General features: G+C 68.7%; 13 protein-coding genes. 9 read left to right on the top strand and 4 right to left on the bottom strand.

The features are described from left to right. Positions 1-144: 144 nt before the first annotated feature. The 7 genes from AC5P65_RS00740 to AC5P65_RS00710 all read left to right on the top strand — a co-directional run bounded on the left by AC5P65_RS00740 (position 145) and on the right by AC5P65_RS00710 (position 7,548). Positions 145-675, top strand: coding sequence for a gamma carbonic anhydrase family protein (locus tag AC5P65_RS00740; RefSeq protein WP_019661650.1), 531 nt, complete (start codon positions 145-147; stop codon positions 673-675). Positions 676-798: 123 nt separating this feature from the next. Beyond that, complete coding sequence (locus AC5P65_RS00735) at positions 799-1,488, top strand: RDD family protein (protein ID WP_019661651.1); 690 nt, start codon at positions 799-801, stop codon at positions 1,486-1,488. Then, positions 1,485-2,477 carry a stage II sporulation protein M gene (locus AC5P65_RS00730; RefSeq protein WP_021203337.1) on the top strand — a complete coding sequence of 331 codons (993 nt, stop codon included), beginning with the start codon at positions 1,485-1,487 and terminating at the stop codon, positions 2,475-2,477. The genes AC5P65_RS00735 and AC5P65_RS00730 overlap by 4 nt, the downstream gene beginning before the upstream one ends. Next, the gene (locus AC5P65_RS00725; protein ID WP_031270172.1) at positions 2,467-4,089 is read left to right on the top strand and encodes a DUF4129 domain-containing protein; all 1,623 of its coding nucleotides are present in this window, start codon (positions 2,467-2,469) and stop codon (positions 4,087-4,089) included. The genes AC5P65_RS00730 and AC5P65_RS00725 overlap by 11 nt, the downstream gene beginning before the upstream one ends. Beyond that, entirely contained in the window at positions 4,086-5,270 is a 1,185-nt protein-coding gene (locus AC5P65_RS00720) for a DUF4350 domain-containing protein (protein ID WP_111103928.1), read from the top strand. Before AC5P65_RS00725 ends, AC5P65_RS00720 begins: the two co-directional genes overlap by 4 nt. Then, on the top strand, positions 5,267-6,253 hold the full coding sequence (locus AC5P65_RS00715) for an AAA family ATPase (protein ID WP_014648782.1): 987 nt from the start codon (positions 5,267-5,269) through the stop codon (positions 6,251-6,253). The genes AC5P65_RS00720 and AC5P65_RS00715 overlap by 4 nt, the downstream gene beginning before the upstream one ends. After that, positions 6,250-7,548: a DUF58 domain-containing protein gene (locus tag AC5P65_RS00710; RefSeq protein ID WP_111103932.1), complete on the top strand. Its 1,299-nt coding sequence runs from the start codon at positions 6,250-6,252 to the stop codon at positions 7,546-7,548. Before AC5P65_RS00715 ends, AC5P65_RS00710 begins: the two co-directional genes overlap by 4 nt. Positions 7,549-7,630: 82 nt before the next feature. On the opposite strand, the gene AC5P65_RS00705 is transcribed toward AC5P65_RS00710, so the two are convergent. From AC5P65_RS00705 to AC5P65_RS00695, 3 genes are read right to left on the bottom strand one after another with little or no spacing between them, the layout of a single operon-like run. Further along, positions 7,631-8,281 carry a hypothetical protein gene (locus tag AC5P65_RS00705; RefSeq protein WP_031270168.1) on the bottom strand — a complete coding sequence of 217 codons (651 nt, stop codon included), beginning with the start codon at positions 8,279-8,281 and terminating at the stop codon, positions 7,631-7,633. After that, on the bottom strand, positions 8,281-9,459 hold the full coding sequence (locus AC5P65_RS00700) for a glutathionylspermidine synthase family protein (protein WP_021203332.1): 1,179 nt from the start codon (positions 9,457-9,459) through the stop codon (positions 8,281-8,283). The genes AC5P65_RS00705 and AC5P65_RS00700 overlap by 1 nt, the downstream gene beginning before the upstream one ends. A gap of 7 nt (positions 9,460-9,466) precedes the next feature. Then, a complete protein-coding gene (locus tag AC5P65_RS00695) occupies positions 9,467-10,039 on the bottom strand; it encodes a DUF1190 domain-containing protein (protein ID WP_021203331.1) in 573 nt (190 codons plus the stop codon). A 458-nt stretch (positions 10,040-10,497) separates the two neighbouring features. Between AC5P65_RS00695 and ilvD the strand changes: the two genes are divergently transcribed. Both ilvD and AC5P65_RS00685 read left to right on the top strand, forming a co-directional pair. Next, positions 10,498-12,336: a dihydroxy-acid dehydratase gene (gene ilvD / locus AC5P65_RS00690; RefSeq protein WP_111099153.1), complete on the top strand. Its 1,839-nt coding sequence runs from the start codon at positions 10,498-10,500 to the stop codon at positions 12,334-12,336. Positions 12,337-12,397: 61 nt separating this feature from the next. Beyond that, positions 12,398-13,006 (top strand): hypothetical protein, encoded by a 609-nt coding sequence (locus AC5P65_RS00685; RefSeq protein ID WP_021203329.1) that lies wholly within the window; start codon positions 12,398-12,400, stop codon positions 13,004-13,006. A 39-nt stretch (positions 13,007-13,045) separates the two neighbouring features. On the opposite strand, the gene dinG is transcribed toward AC5P65_RS00685, so the two are convergent. After that, positions 13,046-15,121 (bottom strand): ATP-dependent DNA helicase DinG, encoded by a 2,076-nt coding sequence (dinG, locus tag AC5P65_RS00680; RefSeq protein WP_495215413.1) that lies wholly within the window; start codon positions 15,119-15,121, stop codon positions 13,046-13,048. Between the last annotated feature and the right edge of the window lie 28 nt (positions 15,122-15,149).

Below are 15,149 nucleotides of genomic sequence, written 5' to 3'. Positions count from 1 at the left end.
CCAATGCGGCGCGCGATCCGTTCTGGCAGGTGTCGACCTTGGTCGACACGGATGCATGAGGCATTCCGGCAGTTGCGGGTGGCGGGGTCGCCATTGGCCGAGCGCGTATCATCGTCGCGGACGCCCTGATTTCCGGAGACATCGATGAACCCGCTGCGCCCCTTCCGCGACAAGATGCCCGTCCTCGGCGAGCGCGTGTACATCGACCCGTCGTGCACGATCATCGGTGACGTGGAGCTGGGCGAGGACGTCTCGGTGTGGCCGGGCACGATCATCCGCGGTGACGTCAACTACGTGCGCATCGGCGCACGCACCAACGTGCAGGACGGCACCATCATCCACGTCAGCCACCACAGCCCCTACAACAAGGCCGGCTACCCGACCCTGATCGGCGAAGGCGTGACCGTCGGCCACGGCTGCATCATCCACGCCTGCACCATCGGTGATTACAGCCTGATCGGCATGGGTGCCTGCATCCTCGACGGCGCGCGGGTCGAGCGCCATGGCTTCGTCGGCGCCGGTGCCGTGGTCGGCCCGGGCAAGGTGGTCGGCGAAGGCGAGCTGTGGGTGGGCAACCCGGCCCGCCCGGCACGCACGCTGAGCGACAAGGAAATCGAGGCGCTGCATTACTCGGCCGACCACTACGTGCGGCTGAAGGACGAATACCTGGGCTGAGCGGCCAACGCCGCCATGCGGCTCTGCTAAAGTCTGGGCCCGACCAGGACCTGTCGAGACCCCCATGCCTGTGGCTGCCTGCCGGAGAGGACTCCGGCGCCCACAACGAAGGCCATCACGCTGATGGCCGCACCGATGCTCGATACCTACCGCGAGGTGGTAACGCCGGAGGGTGTGCCGCTGCAGTTGCCTGCAGCCGGCCCGGTACCGAGGGCGATGGCCTGGCTGGTCGATCTCGGCGTGCGCATCGCGGCACTGGTGCTGATGTCGATTCCGCTGGCACTGCTGGACCAGTTCGGTTCCGGCCTCTACCTGGTGCTGATGTTCCTGGTCTACTGGGCCTACCCGATCGTCTGCGAAGCAGTGTGGGGACGCACCCTGGGCAAGCGTGCGCTGGGGCTGCGCGTGCTGTCCCGCGATGGCGCGCCGGCAGGCTGGATGGCGGCGATCACCCGCAACCTGCTGCGCACGGTGGACATGCTGCCCTTCGGCTATGCGCTGGGCCTGATCAGCAGCCTGTTCGATCCGCATGGCCGCCGTCTGGGCGACCTGGTGGCAGGCACTGTGGTGGTGCATGCACCCGCGCTGTACCTGCCACCGCCGCCGACCATCGGCAGCGTGCTGGCCCCGCCGCAGCCCCTGCGACCAGAGGAACAGGCCGCGCTGATGGCATTCGCCGAGCGCGCGCCACGCTTGTCGGCGGCGCGCCAGCAGGAGCTGGCCGGTATTGCCGAGCCACTGACCGGCACCCACGGCCAGGTCGGCGTGTTGCGCCTGTATGCGATGGCCAACTGGCTGCTGGGGCGGCGATGAAACAGGAGCAGTTCGTCGCCCGCTACCAGCAGGAATGGCAGGATCTGGAGCAGTGGCTGCTGCTGCGTGCCGGCGCCTCACGCCGCACGCGCCGCAAGGCCAGCGGCCTGGCACTGGACGACACTACCTTCCCGCAGCGCTACCGGCGGCTGTGCCAGCAGCTGGCGCTGGCCCGCGAGCGCGGCTACAGCCCGCAGCTGGTGCAACGCCTGCAGCAGCTGATGCAGCAGGGCCACAGCGTGCTGTATCGCACGCCGCCAACGCGCTGGCGGCGTGCCCTGGAGTTCCTGGTGGCCGATTTTCCGCTGCTGGTGCGCAGCCAGGCGCGCAGCATGTGGGCGGCGCTGGCGATGTTCGCGCTGCCGGCGGTGGCCTGCTTCGTGCTGGTGCAGGTCTATCCGGACCTGATCCACATGCTGATGGACAACCGCCAGATCGCCGAGATGGAGCGCATGTACGATCCCGCCGCCGAGCGCCTGGGGCGTGACAGCGGCACCGACTGGATGATGTTCGGCCACTACATCATGAACAACATCAGCATCGCCCTGCGCGCCTTCGCCAGCGGGCTGCTGGCCGGGCTGGGCACGCTGCTGGTGCTGCTGTTCAACGGCGTGATCATCGGTTCAGTGGCAGGCCACCTGCAGCACATCGGCCATGGCGACCCGTTCTGGCGCTTCGTGGTCGGCCACGGCGCCTTCGAGCTGACTGCGATCGTGATCGCCGGCGGTGCCGGCCTGCAGCTGGGCATGAAGCTGCTGGCGCCGGGCCGGCGCAGCCGCCTGGATGCACTCGTCGACGGCGGCCGCATCGGCGCGCGGCTGTGCCTCGGCGTCGCCTTCATGCTGTTGGTGGCCGCCTTCATCGAAGCCTTCTGGTCATCGATCGCCGAAGTACCTGCATGGGGCAAGTTCAGCGTGGCCGGTGTGTTGTGGGCCGGCGTGCTGCTGTGGCTGTGGCGCGGCGGACGTGGAGCTGGCCATGCGCATTGACCACCTGGACGTGGCGCTGCGTGCCCGCAGTGGCTGGGAAGCGATGGAGCTGGGCACCGCGCTGTCCCGCCGTCACGCGCGCGCGCTGTGGGGCAGCTGGCTGCTGGCCAGTGCACCGCTGTTCGTGATCTTCAACGCGCTGGGCTGGTGGCTGGATGCCTTCGGCTGGGCCTGGCTGGCGATGTGGTGGTGCAAACCGCTGTTCGAACGTGCGCCGCTGTATGTGCTGTCGCGCGGCATCTTCGGTGAACCAGTCGGCACGCTGGCCGCGCTGCGTGCGCAACGTCACTGGGGCAACAGCGGCTTCTGGGGCTACCTGGGCTGGCGCCGCTTCAGCGTACTGCGCAGCCTGTGCCTGCCGGTGAACCTGCTGGAAGGCAACACACCGGACCAGCGCGGCCCACGCCGCCGTGCGGTGGCCGCCGGGGCTGCAGGCGCGGCACTGGTGCTGACCGTGAGCTGCATGGCCTTCGAAGTGGTACTGGTATCCGGCGCGATCGGTGCGGTGTTCATGTTCATGCCACTGGAGCTGATGTCCGAATCATGGCGCGCCGCATGGGACATGATCGGCCAGGACACACCCGCATGGGCACGGCTGGGCTTCAACCTGGCGTGCTGGCTGGCCTCGGTGCTGATCGGCCCGTTCTTCGTCGGTGCGGGCTTTGGCCTGTACTTGAACCGGCGCACGCAGATGGAAGCCTGGGATGTGGAGATCGCTCTGCGCCGCCTGCGCGAGCGGCTGCTGCCGGCGGCATCGACGCTGGCCCTGCTGCTGTGCCTGGCACTGCCGCTGGTCTCCGCACCGGTGCATGCGCAGGACACAGACGCCGAGCCCGAACGAGCCATGGGCAAGCCCAACGACCGTGGCATCGACGCCGAGGAAAGCGACGAAGCACCGACCATCGACCCGGCCAACACCCCGGCAGCGATCTTCGGCGGTACGCCGGTGGACACCGCCGGTTTCCGTCAGGCAGTGAACCGCGCCTATGAAGACCCGCTGCAGCGCCCGACCCGCCAGGTCACCCGCTGGAAGCCGATCGAACAGGCCGAGGAAGAGAAGAAGGAAGACAAGCAGCTGCAGCGTGGCACCAACAGCAACGGTGAACGCAAAGCGCGCAAGGACGGCATCGCCTGGCTGGCGCGGCTGGCCGAATGGGGCCTGTGGGGGCTGCTCGGCGTCCTGCTGCTGGTGCTGCTGCTGACCGCACGGCTGTGGCTGCCGTGGCTGCGGGGCAGTGGCCGACGCAAGGCCGAGGCCGCACCGCCGGTGGTGGAGGAACAGGTGGAGTTGCCGGTGGTGCTGCCGCCGGACGTGGCCACCCAGGCCGGCCTGCTCTGGGACCAGGGCCGGCCGCGGCAGGCGCTGGCCCTTCTGTACCGCGCCAGCGTGCGCACGGTGGGCGAGCGCAGCGGTATCGCGCTTCCACCCGGTGCCACCGAAGCGCAATGCCTGCGCGCGTCGCGGCGCATGCCCGAGGCCAGCGACCGTGACCTGTTCGCGCGCATCGTGCGCATGTGGCAGTACGCCGCCTACGGTGGCCGCCTGCCCAGCCGCGCCGATTTCGATGCGATGGCCGATGCCCTGCGCCAGCAGTACGGGTGGCAGGCATGAGTCCGCGCCTGTTCTGGTCGCTGCTGCTCGGTGCATTGGTGCTGCTCGGCGTACCGCTGGCGATCCTCTACCTGCGCACGCACGAGCGGGTAACCGAGACCATCCGGCTGCCGCCACGGGGCGAGGCGGCCTACAACCCGCTGTACGTGCTCGGCCAGGCCCTGCGCGCTGATGGCATCGCCGTGCACTCGCGGCCGCGGCTGGACCTGCAGCAGATGGCGCTGGGTCCGCACGACACGCTGGTGGTGCTGCAGGACAGCAGCGAACTGCCGGCGCCCGTTGCCAGCGCGCTGCTGGACTGGGTCGACCGTGGCGGCCACCTGCTTGTACGTACACCGCCGCCGGTCGAGGACGATGCCGGCAGCACGCAGGGCCCCCTGCTGGACCGGCTGGGCGTGGACAGCCTGTTCCAGCGCAGCGATTGCCAGCCGTTCCATGTCGACGACGATCCTGGCCACGTTGAATTCTGTGCTGGCCGCCGCTTCACCCTGGGTTTTGCCGCCAATGCGCAGGCCGAACGCCGCTGGGGCGGTGACCGTGACCTGGTGTTCGCGCGCCTGCGCCATGGCCAGGGCAAGGTGAGCGTGCTGGCGGACATGGAGTTCCTGCGCGGTGATGTCGACTCGCCTGCCGCGCGCCTGGCCGCGGCTGCCGGCGGTGCCAGCGATGGCCTGCACGACAAGGCTCACCGCGACCTGACCCGCTATCTGCTCGATCCGAACTACGGCAAGGGTGCGGTCTGGCTGATCTATGCCAGCCGTCCACCGTCGCTGTGGGCGCGCCTGTTCTACCAGGGCTGGCCGCTGTGGGCGCCGCTGCTGCTGGCCCTGCTGGGCTGGTTGTGGGCCCGCTCGCAACGCTTCGGCAGCCTGCTGCCGTCACCGGTACTGGAACGCCGTTCGCTGCTGGAACACGTGCACGCCAGTGGTGAATTGCTGCTGCGTTTCGGCCACGGTACGCGCCTGTACGAGGCCGTTCTCGCCCTGTTCCTGCACCGCCTGCGCCTGCGCGCACCGGTGGCTGCCGCACTGGATGGTGCGCCACGCGAACAGGCCATCGCCGAACTGCTGAAGTGGCCGCAAGGCCGTGTTGCCGCCGCACTGACGCCACCTCCGCCGCACGATTCCTCCGCCCTGCGCGAGCGTATCCGCTTGCTGCTCCAGATGAGATCCCTGCTATGACCGAAGTCCCCGAGCTGCCGGCGGCCGCCAACGCCCGCCTGATCGAACGCGTCGATGCCATCCGCACCGCCGTTGGACACGCCTTCATCGGCCAGGCCGATGTACTGGACCAGATCCTGGTGGCGCTGCTGGCCGGTGGCCACGTGCTGATCGAGGGCGTGCCCGGGCTGGGCAAGACCCTGCTGGTGCGTGCACTGGCACAGGCCCTGGAGCTGGACTACGGGCGCGTGCAGTTCACCCCCGACCTGATGCCCAGCGACGTCAGTGGCCACGCGGTGTACGACCCGAAGAGCGAGAGCTTCAAGATCCGCCGCGGCCCGGTGTTCACCAACCTGCTGCTGGCCGACGAGATCAACCGTGCACCGGCCAAGACCCAGTCGGCGCTGCTGGAAGTAATGCAGGAAGGCCAGGTGACCATTGAGGGCAAGGCCTTCACCCTGGCGCCGCCGTTCATGGCGCTGGCCACGCAGAACCCGCTGGAGCAGGAAGGCACCTACCCGCTGCCGGAAGCACAGCTGGACCGCTTCCTGCTGAAGGTGCTGATCGACTACCCCCAGCTGGAGGACGAGAAGCGCATGGTGACCGCGATCACCAGCGGCCGCGCTGCCAGCGATTTCGACCTGAGCCAGGTGCCGCGTGTGCTCGGTGCCGGCGAGCTGCTGGAACTGCAGCGTGCCACTGCGGCGATCACCGTCGATGACGAGGTGATCGACTACGCGGTGCGCATCGTCGCCGCCACCCGGCAGTGGCCGGGCATCGCCGTCGGCGCCGGTCCGCGCGGCAGCATCGCGCTGGTGCGTGCCTCGCGCGCACAGGCGGTGCTGGCCGGCCGCGACTTCGTCACGCCGGACGACGTGCGCGACATCGCCCGCCCGGCGCTGCGGCACCGCATCGCGCTGGCCCCGGAACTGCAGATTGAGGGCCAGGACGCCGACGACGTGCTGGGCGCGCTGCTGGCCAAGGTGGAAGCGCCGCGCCGATGAGGCCGGCCCCGCTGCTGCTGGCGCTGCTGCTGGCCTGGGCCGCCCTGGGCGGGCTGGTGCTGGGCGGATGGCTGCCGCGCTGGAGCTGGGCACTGGCGGCCGTGGCCATCGCGTTGCCCGCGCTGTGGGACCTGTGGCGGCAGTGGCGGCGTGCATCGCCGCAGGTGCAGCGCGAGCTGCCCGAAGCGCTGGCACTGGGCGTGCGCCGCGAGGCGGCGTTGCGTGTGCAGGCCGAGCAATCGATGACGGTGCAGGTGTTCGACCTGGTGCCCGGCGGCTGGCCGCTGGAAGCGCTGCCGCAGCGCGTGAGCCTGCAGGCCGGTACGGCGTCCACCCTGCACTACCACCTGCAGCCGCTGCAGCGTGGGCACTTCCGCTTCGAGGGGGTGCACCTGCGCATGCGCTCGCCGTGGCGCCTGTGGTGGCAGCAACGCACGCTGCCGCCGGCGCTGGAGGTGCGGGTCTATCCGAACTTCGTGCCGCTCACCCGCTTCGCATTGTTCAGTGCCGACCAGGCCTCGCGGCTGGTCGGTGCGCACGTCAAGCGCCGCCGTGGCGAAGGCACCGACTTCCACCAGATGCGCGAGTACCGCATCGGCGACAGCCTGCGCCAGCTGGACTGGAAGGCCACCGCACGTGCGCGCAAGCTGATCTCGCGCGAGTACCAGGACGAGAAGAACCAGCAGTTGCTGCTGATGCTCGACAGTGGCCGGCGCATGCTGGCCAGCGAAGGCGGGCTCTCGCACTTCGACCATGCCTTGAATGCCTCGCTGGTGGTGGCCTACCTGGCGCTGCGCCAGGGCGATGCCGCCGGCCTGTACGCTGCCGGGGGCGAACGCCGCTGGGTGGCACCACAGCGCGGCATGGGCACCGTCGAGCACCTGCTGCGCGCCAGCTACGACCTGCAGCCGCGCGCGGTGGCCACCGACTACCTGGCTGCGGCCACCGAAGTATCGCTGCGCCAGCGCCGGCGTGCGCTGGTGATGCTGGTCAGCAATGTGCGCGACGAGGACATCGAAGACCTGCTGGCCGCGGTGCGCCTGCTGCAGCAACGCCACCTGGTATGCGTGGCCAGCCTGCGCGAGCGCGAGCTGGACGGCGCGCTGGAGGGTGACGTGCAGACCCTGGAAGACGCCACCCAGGCCGGTGCCGCCGCGCTGTACCTGCAGCAGCGCGCGAAGGCGCACGAGGCACTGCGCAGCGAGAAGGTGATGGTGCTGGACGTGACCGCCGACGCCCTGCCCGGCGCGCTGGTGGAGCGCTACCTGGCGGTGAAGCGCGAAGGGTTGTTGTAGCCCTGCGCTTGACCGGAGCCGAGCATGGGCTCGGCTCTACACGTGTTGTTCCGTAGAGCCGAGCCCACGCTCGGCTGCCGTATCAGCGCTCACCCAACAACCGCCGCTGCAACCGCTCCACCGCACGCTGCAGCAGCACCCGGTTGCGGGCCAGCTTCATCCACTGCGGCAGGCGCGAGAACATGGATCGGTGATGGCCGCGGCTTTCGCGCAACGTCGCGCCCGCGTATTCGTGCAGTGCCTGCAGATGTTCAGCGTTATAGGCCCAGAGCAGGCCCGCGCGGGTCGGTTCGACCAGGCGCAGCGGCAATCCGAAGTGCGGATCGGCAGGCTCGGCGTCACGCAACGGACGCACCGCGACCGAAACATCGGTACTGCGATCACATTGCGCACATCGAGCAGCGAAGCACGCCGGTGCAGGCACTCCGGCGGGAGCCCGGCGACGCACATGCAGCCACTGATACCCACAGAATCCACAAGGTTGGCGGCCCAGCATGTAGACCGCACCGACCCAGTCACCACTATCCAACGCAGAACTGCAGCCGGTGCAGCGGAAACGCGCGGTCCATCGATAGGGTTTCCAGCTGGCGATAACCCAACCGGAGGTGTCGCAGCGATGGCAACGCACCGCGACGCGGTCCGCGAATGCCTGCAGGCTGCGCCCGTCATCGAAATGCCGACCCGGCACGGGCGTGGCACGCCCATGCCGGCCAGGCCAGCGCTGCACCGTCATCAGACGTAGATCCGCGTCGGTGCCTCATCTACGATCGCGTGCGGCACGAAGCGCGCACTGTCGCGGGTGATCGCGCTGTCGTCCTCGCGGATGCCGATGCCGCAGGCGTGGTCACCGATCACCCAGCTGCCGATCAGCGGGTAGCCGCCTTCGAAGCGGGTCAGCGGATGTGCGCGCTGGATGATCGCCGGGCCATCGTAGGGACCGTCGCTGCGCTGGGTGCTGCCATCGGCCAGATGCATCTCGATGTTGGCGCCCTCGCGCGAGAACAGCGGCTTGCGCACCCAGCCCGACGGCAGCGTGCTGCCGTCATCGAAGTGAGCCTCCAGCAGGTTCGGATGGCCCACGTTGCGCTGCCACAGCAGCGGCAGGATGCCCTTGTTGCTCAGCACCGCCTTCCAGGCCGGTTCCAGCAGCTGCACGCCGGAACCGGGCAGCGCGCGGCCAAACTCTTCAGCCATCAGGTCTTCCAACGGGTACAGCTTGAACAGCGTGCCGATCACCGAATCATCCAGCGCGGTGAAGCGGCCGTCCTCGGACAGGCCGATATCCTCGATGGCGATGGCCTGGCCATGCAGACCGGCCTGCGAGGCGCAGTCGCGCAGGTAATCGACAGTGCCACGGTCTTCTTCGGAGCTGCCCACCGCGCTGAAGAACAGCGGCGGCGGCAGCTGCGTGGCCAGTTCGCCGAAGCGCTCGACCAGCGCCTCATGGATCGCATTGAACTGGTCGGCATGCTGCGGCAGGCGGCCGGCGTTGCGCTGGTCTTCCAGCCACTGCCACTGGAAGAAGCTGGCCTCGAACAGCGAGGTCGGCGTGTCGTAATTCAGCTCGTACAGCTTGGCCGGGCCGGTGCCGTCGTAGGCCAGGTCCAGGCGGCCGTAGAGGTGCGGCTGGCGCTGGCGCCAGCTGTCGGCGATCCAGTCGCGGTAATGCGACGGAATCGCCAGCTGGTCCATCAGGCGCTCGCTGGCGATGACATCACCGACCAGGTCCAGCGCCATCTGGTGCAGCTCGGCGCTGGGGTCTTCGATGTCCTGTTCGATCTGGCGCAGGGTGAACGCGTAGTACGCGCGTTCATCCCAGTACGGCTGGCCATCGATGGTATGGAAACGGAAACCCGCTTCCTCCGCGCGTGCCCGCCACTGGGCACGCTCGGCAATCCGGATCCGCTGCATGGGTCGATCAGCCGCCGTAGCTGCCGCTGCTGCTGCGGCGCGCGCTGGTGTTGCCGAAGCCACCACGGCTGGCAGTGACCGCACGGTTCGGCTCGCTGGTGACCGGCGCCAGGCCGGCCTTGCCGGCACCGATGCCGCTGGCGGTGTTCAGGCCGCCGGTGCCGCCCGGTGCCGGGCGCGCCCAGCCAGCGTTCTTGTCCTGGTAAGCCGGTGACGACGCCGGCGCCTGCGGGGCGAGGCCGCCGCGGTTGCTCAGCATCTGCGACATGAAGAAGCCCATCATCATCGGGCCGATGAACGAGGTGCCGGCCGAGGTGTGCTGCTGCACGCACTGTTCCGGCTTGTAGTCCTTCTCGCAGGCTTCCTTGCTGGCGTACTTCGGTGCCGCATCGGCGGCCTGCTTCTGCGCTTCGGCAAAGGCATTGCGGCACGACGACGGATCACCGGTGGCCTCGGTGCAGGCCTCCACCGAGGTGTACAGGCCTTCCTGCACCTTCACCTCCGGCTCCTTCTGGCAGGCGGTGAACAGCAGCGGCGCGGCGCTCATCAGCAGCAGCGCGGTGGTGCGGGAACGTTTCATGGCCTCATGCCCTGTCGACGGATCAATGCCCCAATGATGCCAAATCCGGGCCAGCAACCGGAATCGGCAAAGTGGGAAAGATGAACGGCCTTTCATTTTCGTCGTTCCCCATCAGCCACGCATGACGTGGATCCATCGTGTCGACCAGGATCGACACCTACCAACAGCCACAGGAAACGTCGAAGGCGGGGTGGGTCCGGTGGCAGGGGTGTGAGCCGCATGGATGCGGCGACCAAGCCCCCATGGACGGGTTAACGGCGTCCCCTGCCACCGGACCCACCCCGCCATCCCACGGATAGGCCAGCTGTTGCTGTTGAGGTTGCCGGCCAGCGGCCGGCACTACCGCGGGTGCCGGGCGCAGTCCGGCCGGACCACCTCCGGTGGTTGCAGCAGCAACCGAAAAAATTGGCCATGATCGGCTGCCCCCCACGTCGTACGGCCCGCCCGTTCCGCCCGCCATGCCCGAATACCGTTCCCGCACTTCCACCGCCGGCCGCAACATGGCCGGCGCCCGCGCCCTGTGGCGTGCCACCGGCATGAAGGACGGCGACTTCCACAAGCCGATCATCGCCATCGCCAACTCCTTCACCCAGTTCGTGCCCGGCCACGTGCACCTGAAGGACCTCGGCCAGCTGGTCGCGCGCGAGATCGAACAGGTCGGCGGCGTCGCCAAGGAATTCAACACCATCGCCGTGGACGACGGCATCGCGATGGGCCACGACGGCATGCTGTATTCGCTGCCCAGCCGCGAGATCATCGCCGACGCCGTGGAGTACATGGTCAACGCGCATTGCGCCGACGCACTGGTGTGCATCAGCAACTGCGACAAGATCACCCCCGGCATGCTGATGGCCGCGCTGCGCCTGAACATCCCGGTGGTGTTCGTGTCCGGCGGGCCGATGGAAGCGGGCAAGACCAAGCTGTCCGAGCACAAGCTGGACCTGGTCGACGCGATGGTGGTGGCCGCCGATGACAGCGCCTCCGACGAGAAGGTGGCCGCGTTCGAGCGCAGCGCCTGTCCCACCTGCGGCTCCTGCTCGGGCATGTTCACCGCCAACTCGATGAACTGCCTGACCGAAGCACTGGGCCTGTCGCTGCCCGGCAACGGCACTACGCTGGCCACCCATGCCGACCGCGAGGCGCTGTTCCGCCGCGCCGGCCGCCTGATCGTCGAGCTCTGCCATCGCTGGTACGGCGGCGAAGACCCGAGCGCGCTGCCGCGCGGGATCGCCACCCAGGCCGCGTTCGCCAACGCGATGACCCTGGACATCGCCATGGGCGGCTCCACCAACACCATCCTGCACCTGCTGGCCGCAGCGCAGGAAGCGGAGGTCGACTTCGACCTGACCCACATCGACGCGCTGTCGCGACGCGTCCCGCAGCTGTGCAAGGTGGCGCCGAACACACCGAAGTACCACATCGAGGACGTGCACCGCGCCGGCGGCGTGTTCGGCATCCTCGGTGAGCTGGATCGCGCCGGCCTGCTCGATGCCACGGTGCCAACCGTGCACAGCGCCAGCCTGGCCGACGCGCTGGAACGCTGGGACGTGGTGCGCAGTGACAACGACACCCTGCACACCTTCTTCAAGGCCGGCCCAGCCGGCATTCCCACCCAGGAGGCCTTCAGCCAGGCCACGCGCTGGCCGACGCTGGACCTGGACCGCGCCGGGGGCTGCATCCGTTCGCTGCAACATGCGTATTCGCTGGAAGGCGGCCTCGCGGTGCTGCGCGGCAACCTGGCTGTCGATGGCTGCGTGGTGAAAACCGCCGGCGTGGACGAATCGATCCATGTGTTCGAAGGCCCCGCGCGCGTCTATGAAAGCCAGGACGCCGCCGTCGCCGGCATCCTCGCCGACGAGGTGCAGCCGGGCGAGGTGGTGGTGATCCGCTACGAAGGGCCGAAGGGCGGCCCGGGCATGCAGGAGATGCTGTACCCGACCAGCTACCTGAAATCGAAGGGGCTGGGCAAGCAGTGCGCGCTGCTCACCGACGGCCGCTTCTCCGGCGGCACCTCGGGCCTGTCGATCGGCCACGTCTCGCCGGAAGCCGCCAGCGGCGGCACGATCGGCCTGGTGGAAGACGGCGACCGCATCCGCATCGACATCCCCGCCCGCCGCATCGACCTGCTGCTGGATGAGGCCACGCTGGCCCAACGCCGCGCCGACGCCGATGCGAGCGGCTGGAAGCCACGCGCACCACGCCCACGCAAGGTCACCAGCGCGTTGAAGGCTTACGCCCTGCTCGCCACCAGCGCCGACAAGGGCGCCGTGCGCAACACCGCCCTGCTCGGCGCTTGACCGCCATACGGTCGTGATCCGTTATGGTGGCCAGGAGGTCACCAACACGGAGGTTGAGAGGATGTTGCTTTCCTTTGCGCTGGCCGCTGCCATGGCCACGTCAGCAGAACCGCCAGAAGCGCCCGATTGCCGCTACGACCGTGCAGCGATGCTGGCGATGGAACCGGCTGCGTTCGATCAGGACCTGGAAGGTGGCTGGCGCACGCTGGCCGACCGTGGCTGTACCCGCGAAGCTGCCGATCTGCTGTCCGCCTACGGCGCACTGCCCAAGGCAGCAGGCAATGCCATCATCACGTGGCACGAGGGCCAGCTTCGCGCGGAGCTGGGGCAGACCGCAAAGGCGATCATGCTGATGGAACGCAGCCACAAGCCGGTGAACGGAGGCGACCCGGGATACTGGAATGCCTATGTGGATGGCATGGTTGCGTTCCTGCGCCAGGACCGCAGCGCCCTTGAAAAGGCTCGTGCGAGGCTGCTCGCGATACCGACGCCCACCATCATGGCGGAGAACATCAAGGACGGTCGCTACCACTTCACCACCGAGGGCGGGCAACGGGTGCAGATGCCGTGGCCGCCGAACCTGGACGTGCTTGATGGACTGCTGCGCTGCTTCGGCAAACCCTACGCGGAGGCCTATGGGCCAGGGTGCCGGAACCCGGAAAGCAGGTGAGGTTCTCCGCCGGGCATGGCCCAGCGCTACCGGTGCGTCTCAGCCGATCACGCGCTTGAACGGTGGCAGCGCGTCGATGATGCGCTTGCCGTAGCGGCGGGTCAGCAGCCGCGAATCGAGGATGATCACGCGGCCGGTGTCGGTGGAGGTGCGGATCAGGCGGCCGGCGAACTGGGTCAGCGTGCGCAGCGCATGCGGAATGGCGATCAGGTTGAAGGCATTCAACCCGCGCCCTTCGAACCACTCGCTGAGGGTGGCGGTCTGCGGGTCGGTCGGCACGGCGAACGGCACCTGGGTGATCACTACCGTGGTGCAGGCTTCGCCGGGCAGGTCGAGGCCTTCACCGAACGAGTTCAGTCCGAACAGCACCGAACCCTCGCCTGCGGCCACGCGGCGCAGGTGCTCGTCGATCAGCCGGGTCTTGGACATCTCGCCCTGCACCAGCACCTGCTTGCGGCGCGCGGCCGACATCAGCCCGACCACCTTCTCCATCTTCCAGCGCGAGGTGAACAGCACCATCGAACCCTTGGCCCAGTCCAGCTCGGTGTCCAGGTAGCGCGCCACTTCGCGGGGATGGCCTTCGCGATCGTCGGGGGTGACCGGAAACTTCGGCACGATCAGCTCGGCCTGGTTGGGCAGGTCGAACGGCGACGACAGCGAGACCATCTCGGCCTCTTCCGGAATGCCGTTGTCGATCGCCAGCGACTGGAAATCGCCACCGCCGGTCAGCGTCGCCGAGGTCATCACCACCGAGTCCACTTCATCCCACAGCAGCTTGCGCAGCACGTGCGCGGCCGACACCGGCGAGCCGTGCAGCACCAGGTCGCCGTCGCGGGTGGCGGTGACCCAGCGCGCCATCGGCGGCGCGCCGTCCTTGTCCTCGCGGCGCCAGGCCTGCCACAGGTTGTACTGCTGCTCGATCATCTCCAGCGCCATGCCCAGGTTGCGCTGCAGGCGCTCGCGTGCGGCATCGTCCGGCTTGCCCTTGGCCACCTGCGCGGTGGCGGCATGCGCCCAGTTGTAGAGGCTGCGGGTATCGTCGGCCAGCGCCTCGATCGGCTCGCGCCAGGCCTCGGGCAGTCGCCCATTGGCCGCGCGCCACATCGGCTCTTCGTCTGCCGGCGCCGGCATCCACACGCGCTCGATATGATCGCGGAACGCGCGCAACTGCTTGGCCACGTTGCTGGCCACTTCGATCGCTTCGTTCGGCAGCAGGTTGCCGAGCCGGTCCTTGTCGACCGCGCGGTAGGCACCGGCGATCAGGATCTGCAGGCGGCCGGTACGCTTGGCCATTTCATCCAGCGCCAGGCTGGCCGCACCCTGGTCGATGGCCACGTTGCCGATGTGATGGCCTTCGTCCAGCACCAGCAGCATGTCCGACGGCGGCGCAATCAACGGCTGGCCGTTGTCGCTGTCACCGATCGACAACGCCGACAGCAGCAGCGCGTGGTTGGTGACCACGATCTGCGCATCGCGCACGGTATTGCGCGAGCGCAGCACCGCGCACTGCGCCGAATACGCACAACGGCGCCCGGCGCAGCCCGAAGCCGGCGTGGTGATGCGGCTGCGCAGGCCGGGGCTGATGGTCTCCGGCGCATTGTCGATATCGCCGTCCCAGCTGCCGCCGGTGAAGGCGTCGGTCAGGCGCTTGGCGATGTCCATCTCGATCGGCGCCAGCGGCCGGTCGAACAGCGGCGCGTCATCCTCGAACATGCCGCCCTGCGAGCCCTCGCCCTGCGCCTCGGCGGCATTGCGCGTGCACAGGTAGCGGGTACGGCCCTTGGCCAGCGCCACGGTCGCCTCCAGGCCGGTGGCCTTGAGGAAGTTGGGAATGTCGCGCTCGACCAGCTGCGACTGCAGCGCCACGGTGCCGGTGCTGATCACCAGCTTCTTCCTGGTGGCCAGCGCGATCGGTACACCTGCGGTGAGGTAGCCCAGGCTCTTGCCGACGCCGGTGGGCGCCTCGACCACACCGACGCCGCCACTTTTCGACAGCGCACGCGACACCACGCCGATCATCTGGCTCTGCGAGCGGCGGGTGGAGAAGCCGGGGGTATTGACCTGCAGCGTGGTGTACGCCTTGCGGATCGCGTCCTTCAAGGCGTCATCGAGCATGCGCGGAGCGGCGACGGTTTCGGTCACG

Source organism: Stenotrophomonas sp. YJH_SMC_48-3 (assembly GCF_059369375.1).
The sequence above is the reverse complement of the archived record's forward strand: the minus strand, read 5'-3'. Positions and strand labels throughout refer to the sequence as shown.

Bases quoted from the DNA above. Each gene is read 5' to 3' on its own strand.
- AC5P65_RS00695 (WP_021203331.1), bottom strand. From the start codon at position 10,039: ATGAAACGTTCCCGCACCACCGCGCTGCTGCTGATGAGCGCCGCGCCG.
- ilvD (WP_111099153.1), top strand. From the start codon at position 10,498: ATGCCCGAATACCGTTCCCGCACTTCCACCGCCGGCCGCAACATGGCC.
- AC5P65_RS00715 (WP_014648782.1), top strand. From the start codon at position 5,267: ATGACCGAAGTCCCCGAGCTGCCGGCGGCCGCCAACGCCCGCCTGATC.
- AC5P65_RS00700 (WP_021203332.1), bottom strand. From the start codon at position 9,459: ATGCAGCGGATCCGGATTGCCGAGCGTGCCCAGTGGCGGGCACGCGCG.
- AC5P65_RS00735 (WP_019661651.1), top strand. From the start codon at position 799: ATGGCCGCACCGATGCTCGATACCTACCGCGAGGTGGTAACGCCGGAG.
- AC5P65_RS00720 (WP_111103928.1), top strand. From the start codon at position 4,086: ATGAGTCCGCGCCTGTTCTGGTCGCTGCTGCTCGGTGCATTGGTGCTG.
- AC5P65_RS00725 (WP_031270172.1), top strand. From the start codon at position 2,467: ATGCGCATTGACCACCTGGACGTGGCGCTGCGTGCCCGCAGTGGCTGG.
- dinG (WP_495215413.1), bottom strand. From the start codon at position 15,121: ATGCTCGATGACGCCTTGAAGGACGCGATCCGCAAGGCGTACACCACG.
- AC5P65_RS00685 (WP_021203329.1), top strand. From the start codon at position 12,398: ATGTTGCTTTCCTTTGCGCTGGCCGCTGCCATGGCCACGTCAGCAGAA.
- AC5P65_RS00705 (WP_031270168.1), bottom strand. From the start codon at position 8,281: ATGACGGTGCAGCGCTGGCCTGGCCGGCATGGGCGTGCCACGCCCGTG.
- AC5P65_RS00740 (WP_019661650.1), top strand. From the start codon at position 145: ATGAACCCGCTGCGCCCCTTCCGCGACAAGATGCCCGTCCTCGGCGAG.
- AC5P65_RS00730 (WP_021203337.1), top strand. From the start codon at position 1,485: ATGAAACAGGAGCAGTTCGTCGCCCGCTACCAGCAGGAATGGCAGGAT.
- AC5P65_RS00710 (WP_111103932.1), top strand. From the start codon at position 6,250: ATGAGGCCGGCCCCGCTGCTGCTGGCGCTGCTGCTGGCCTGGGCCGCC.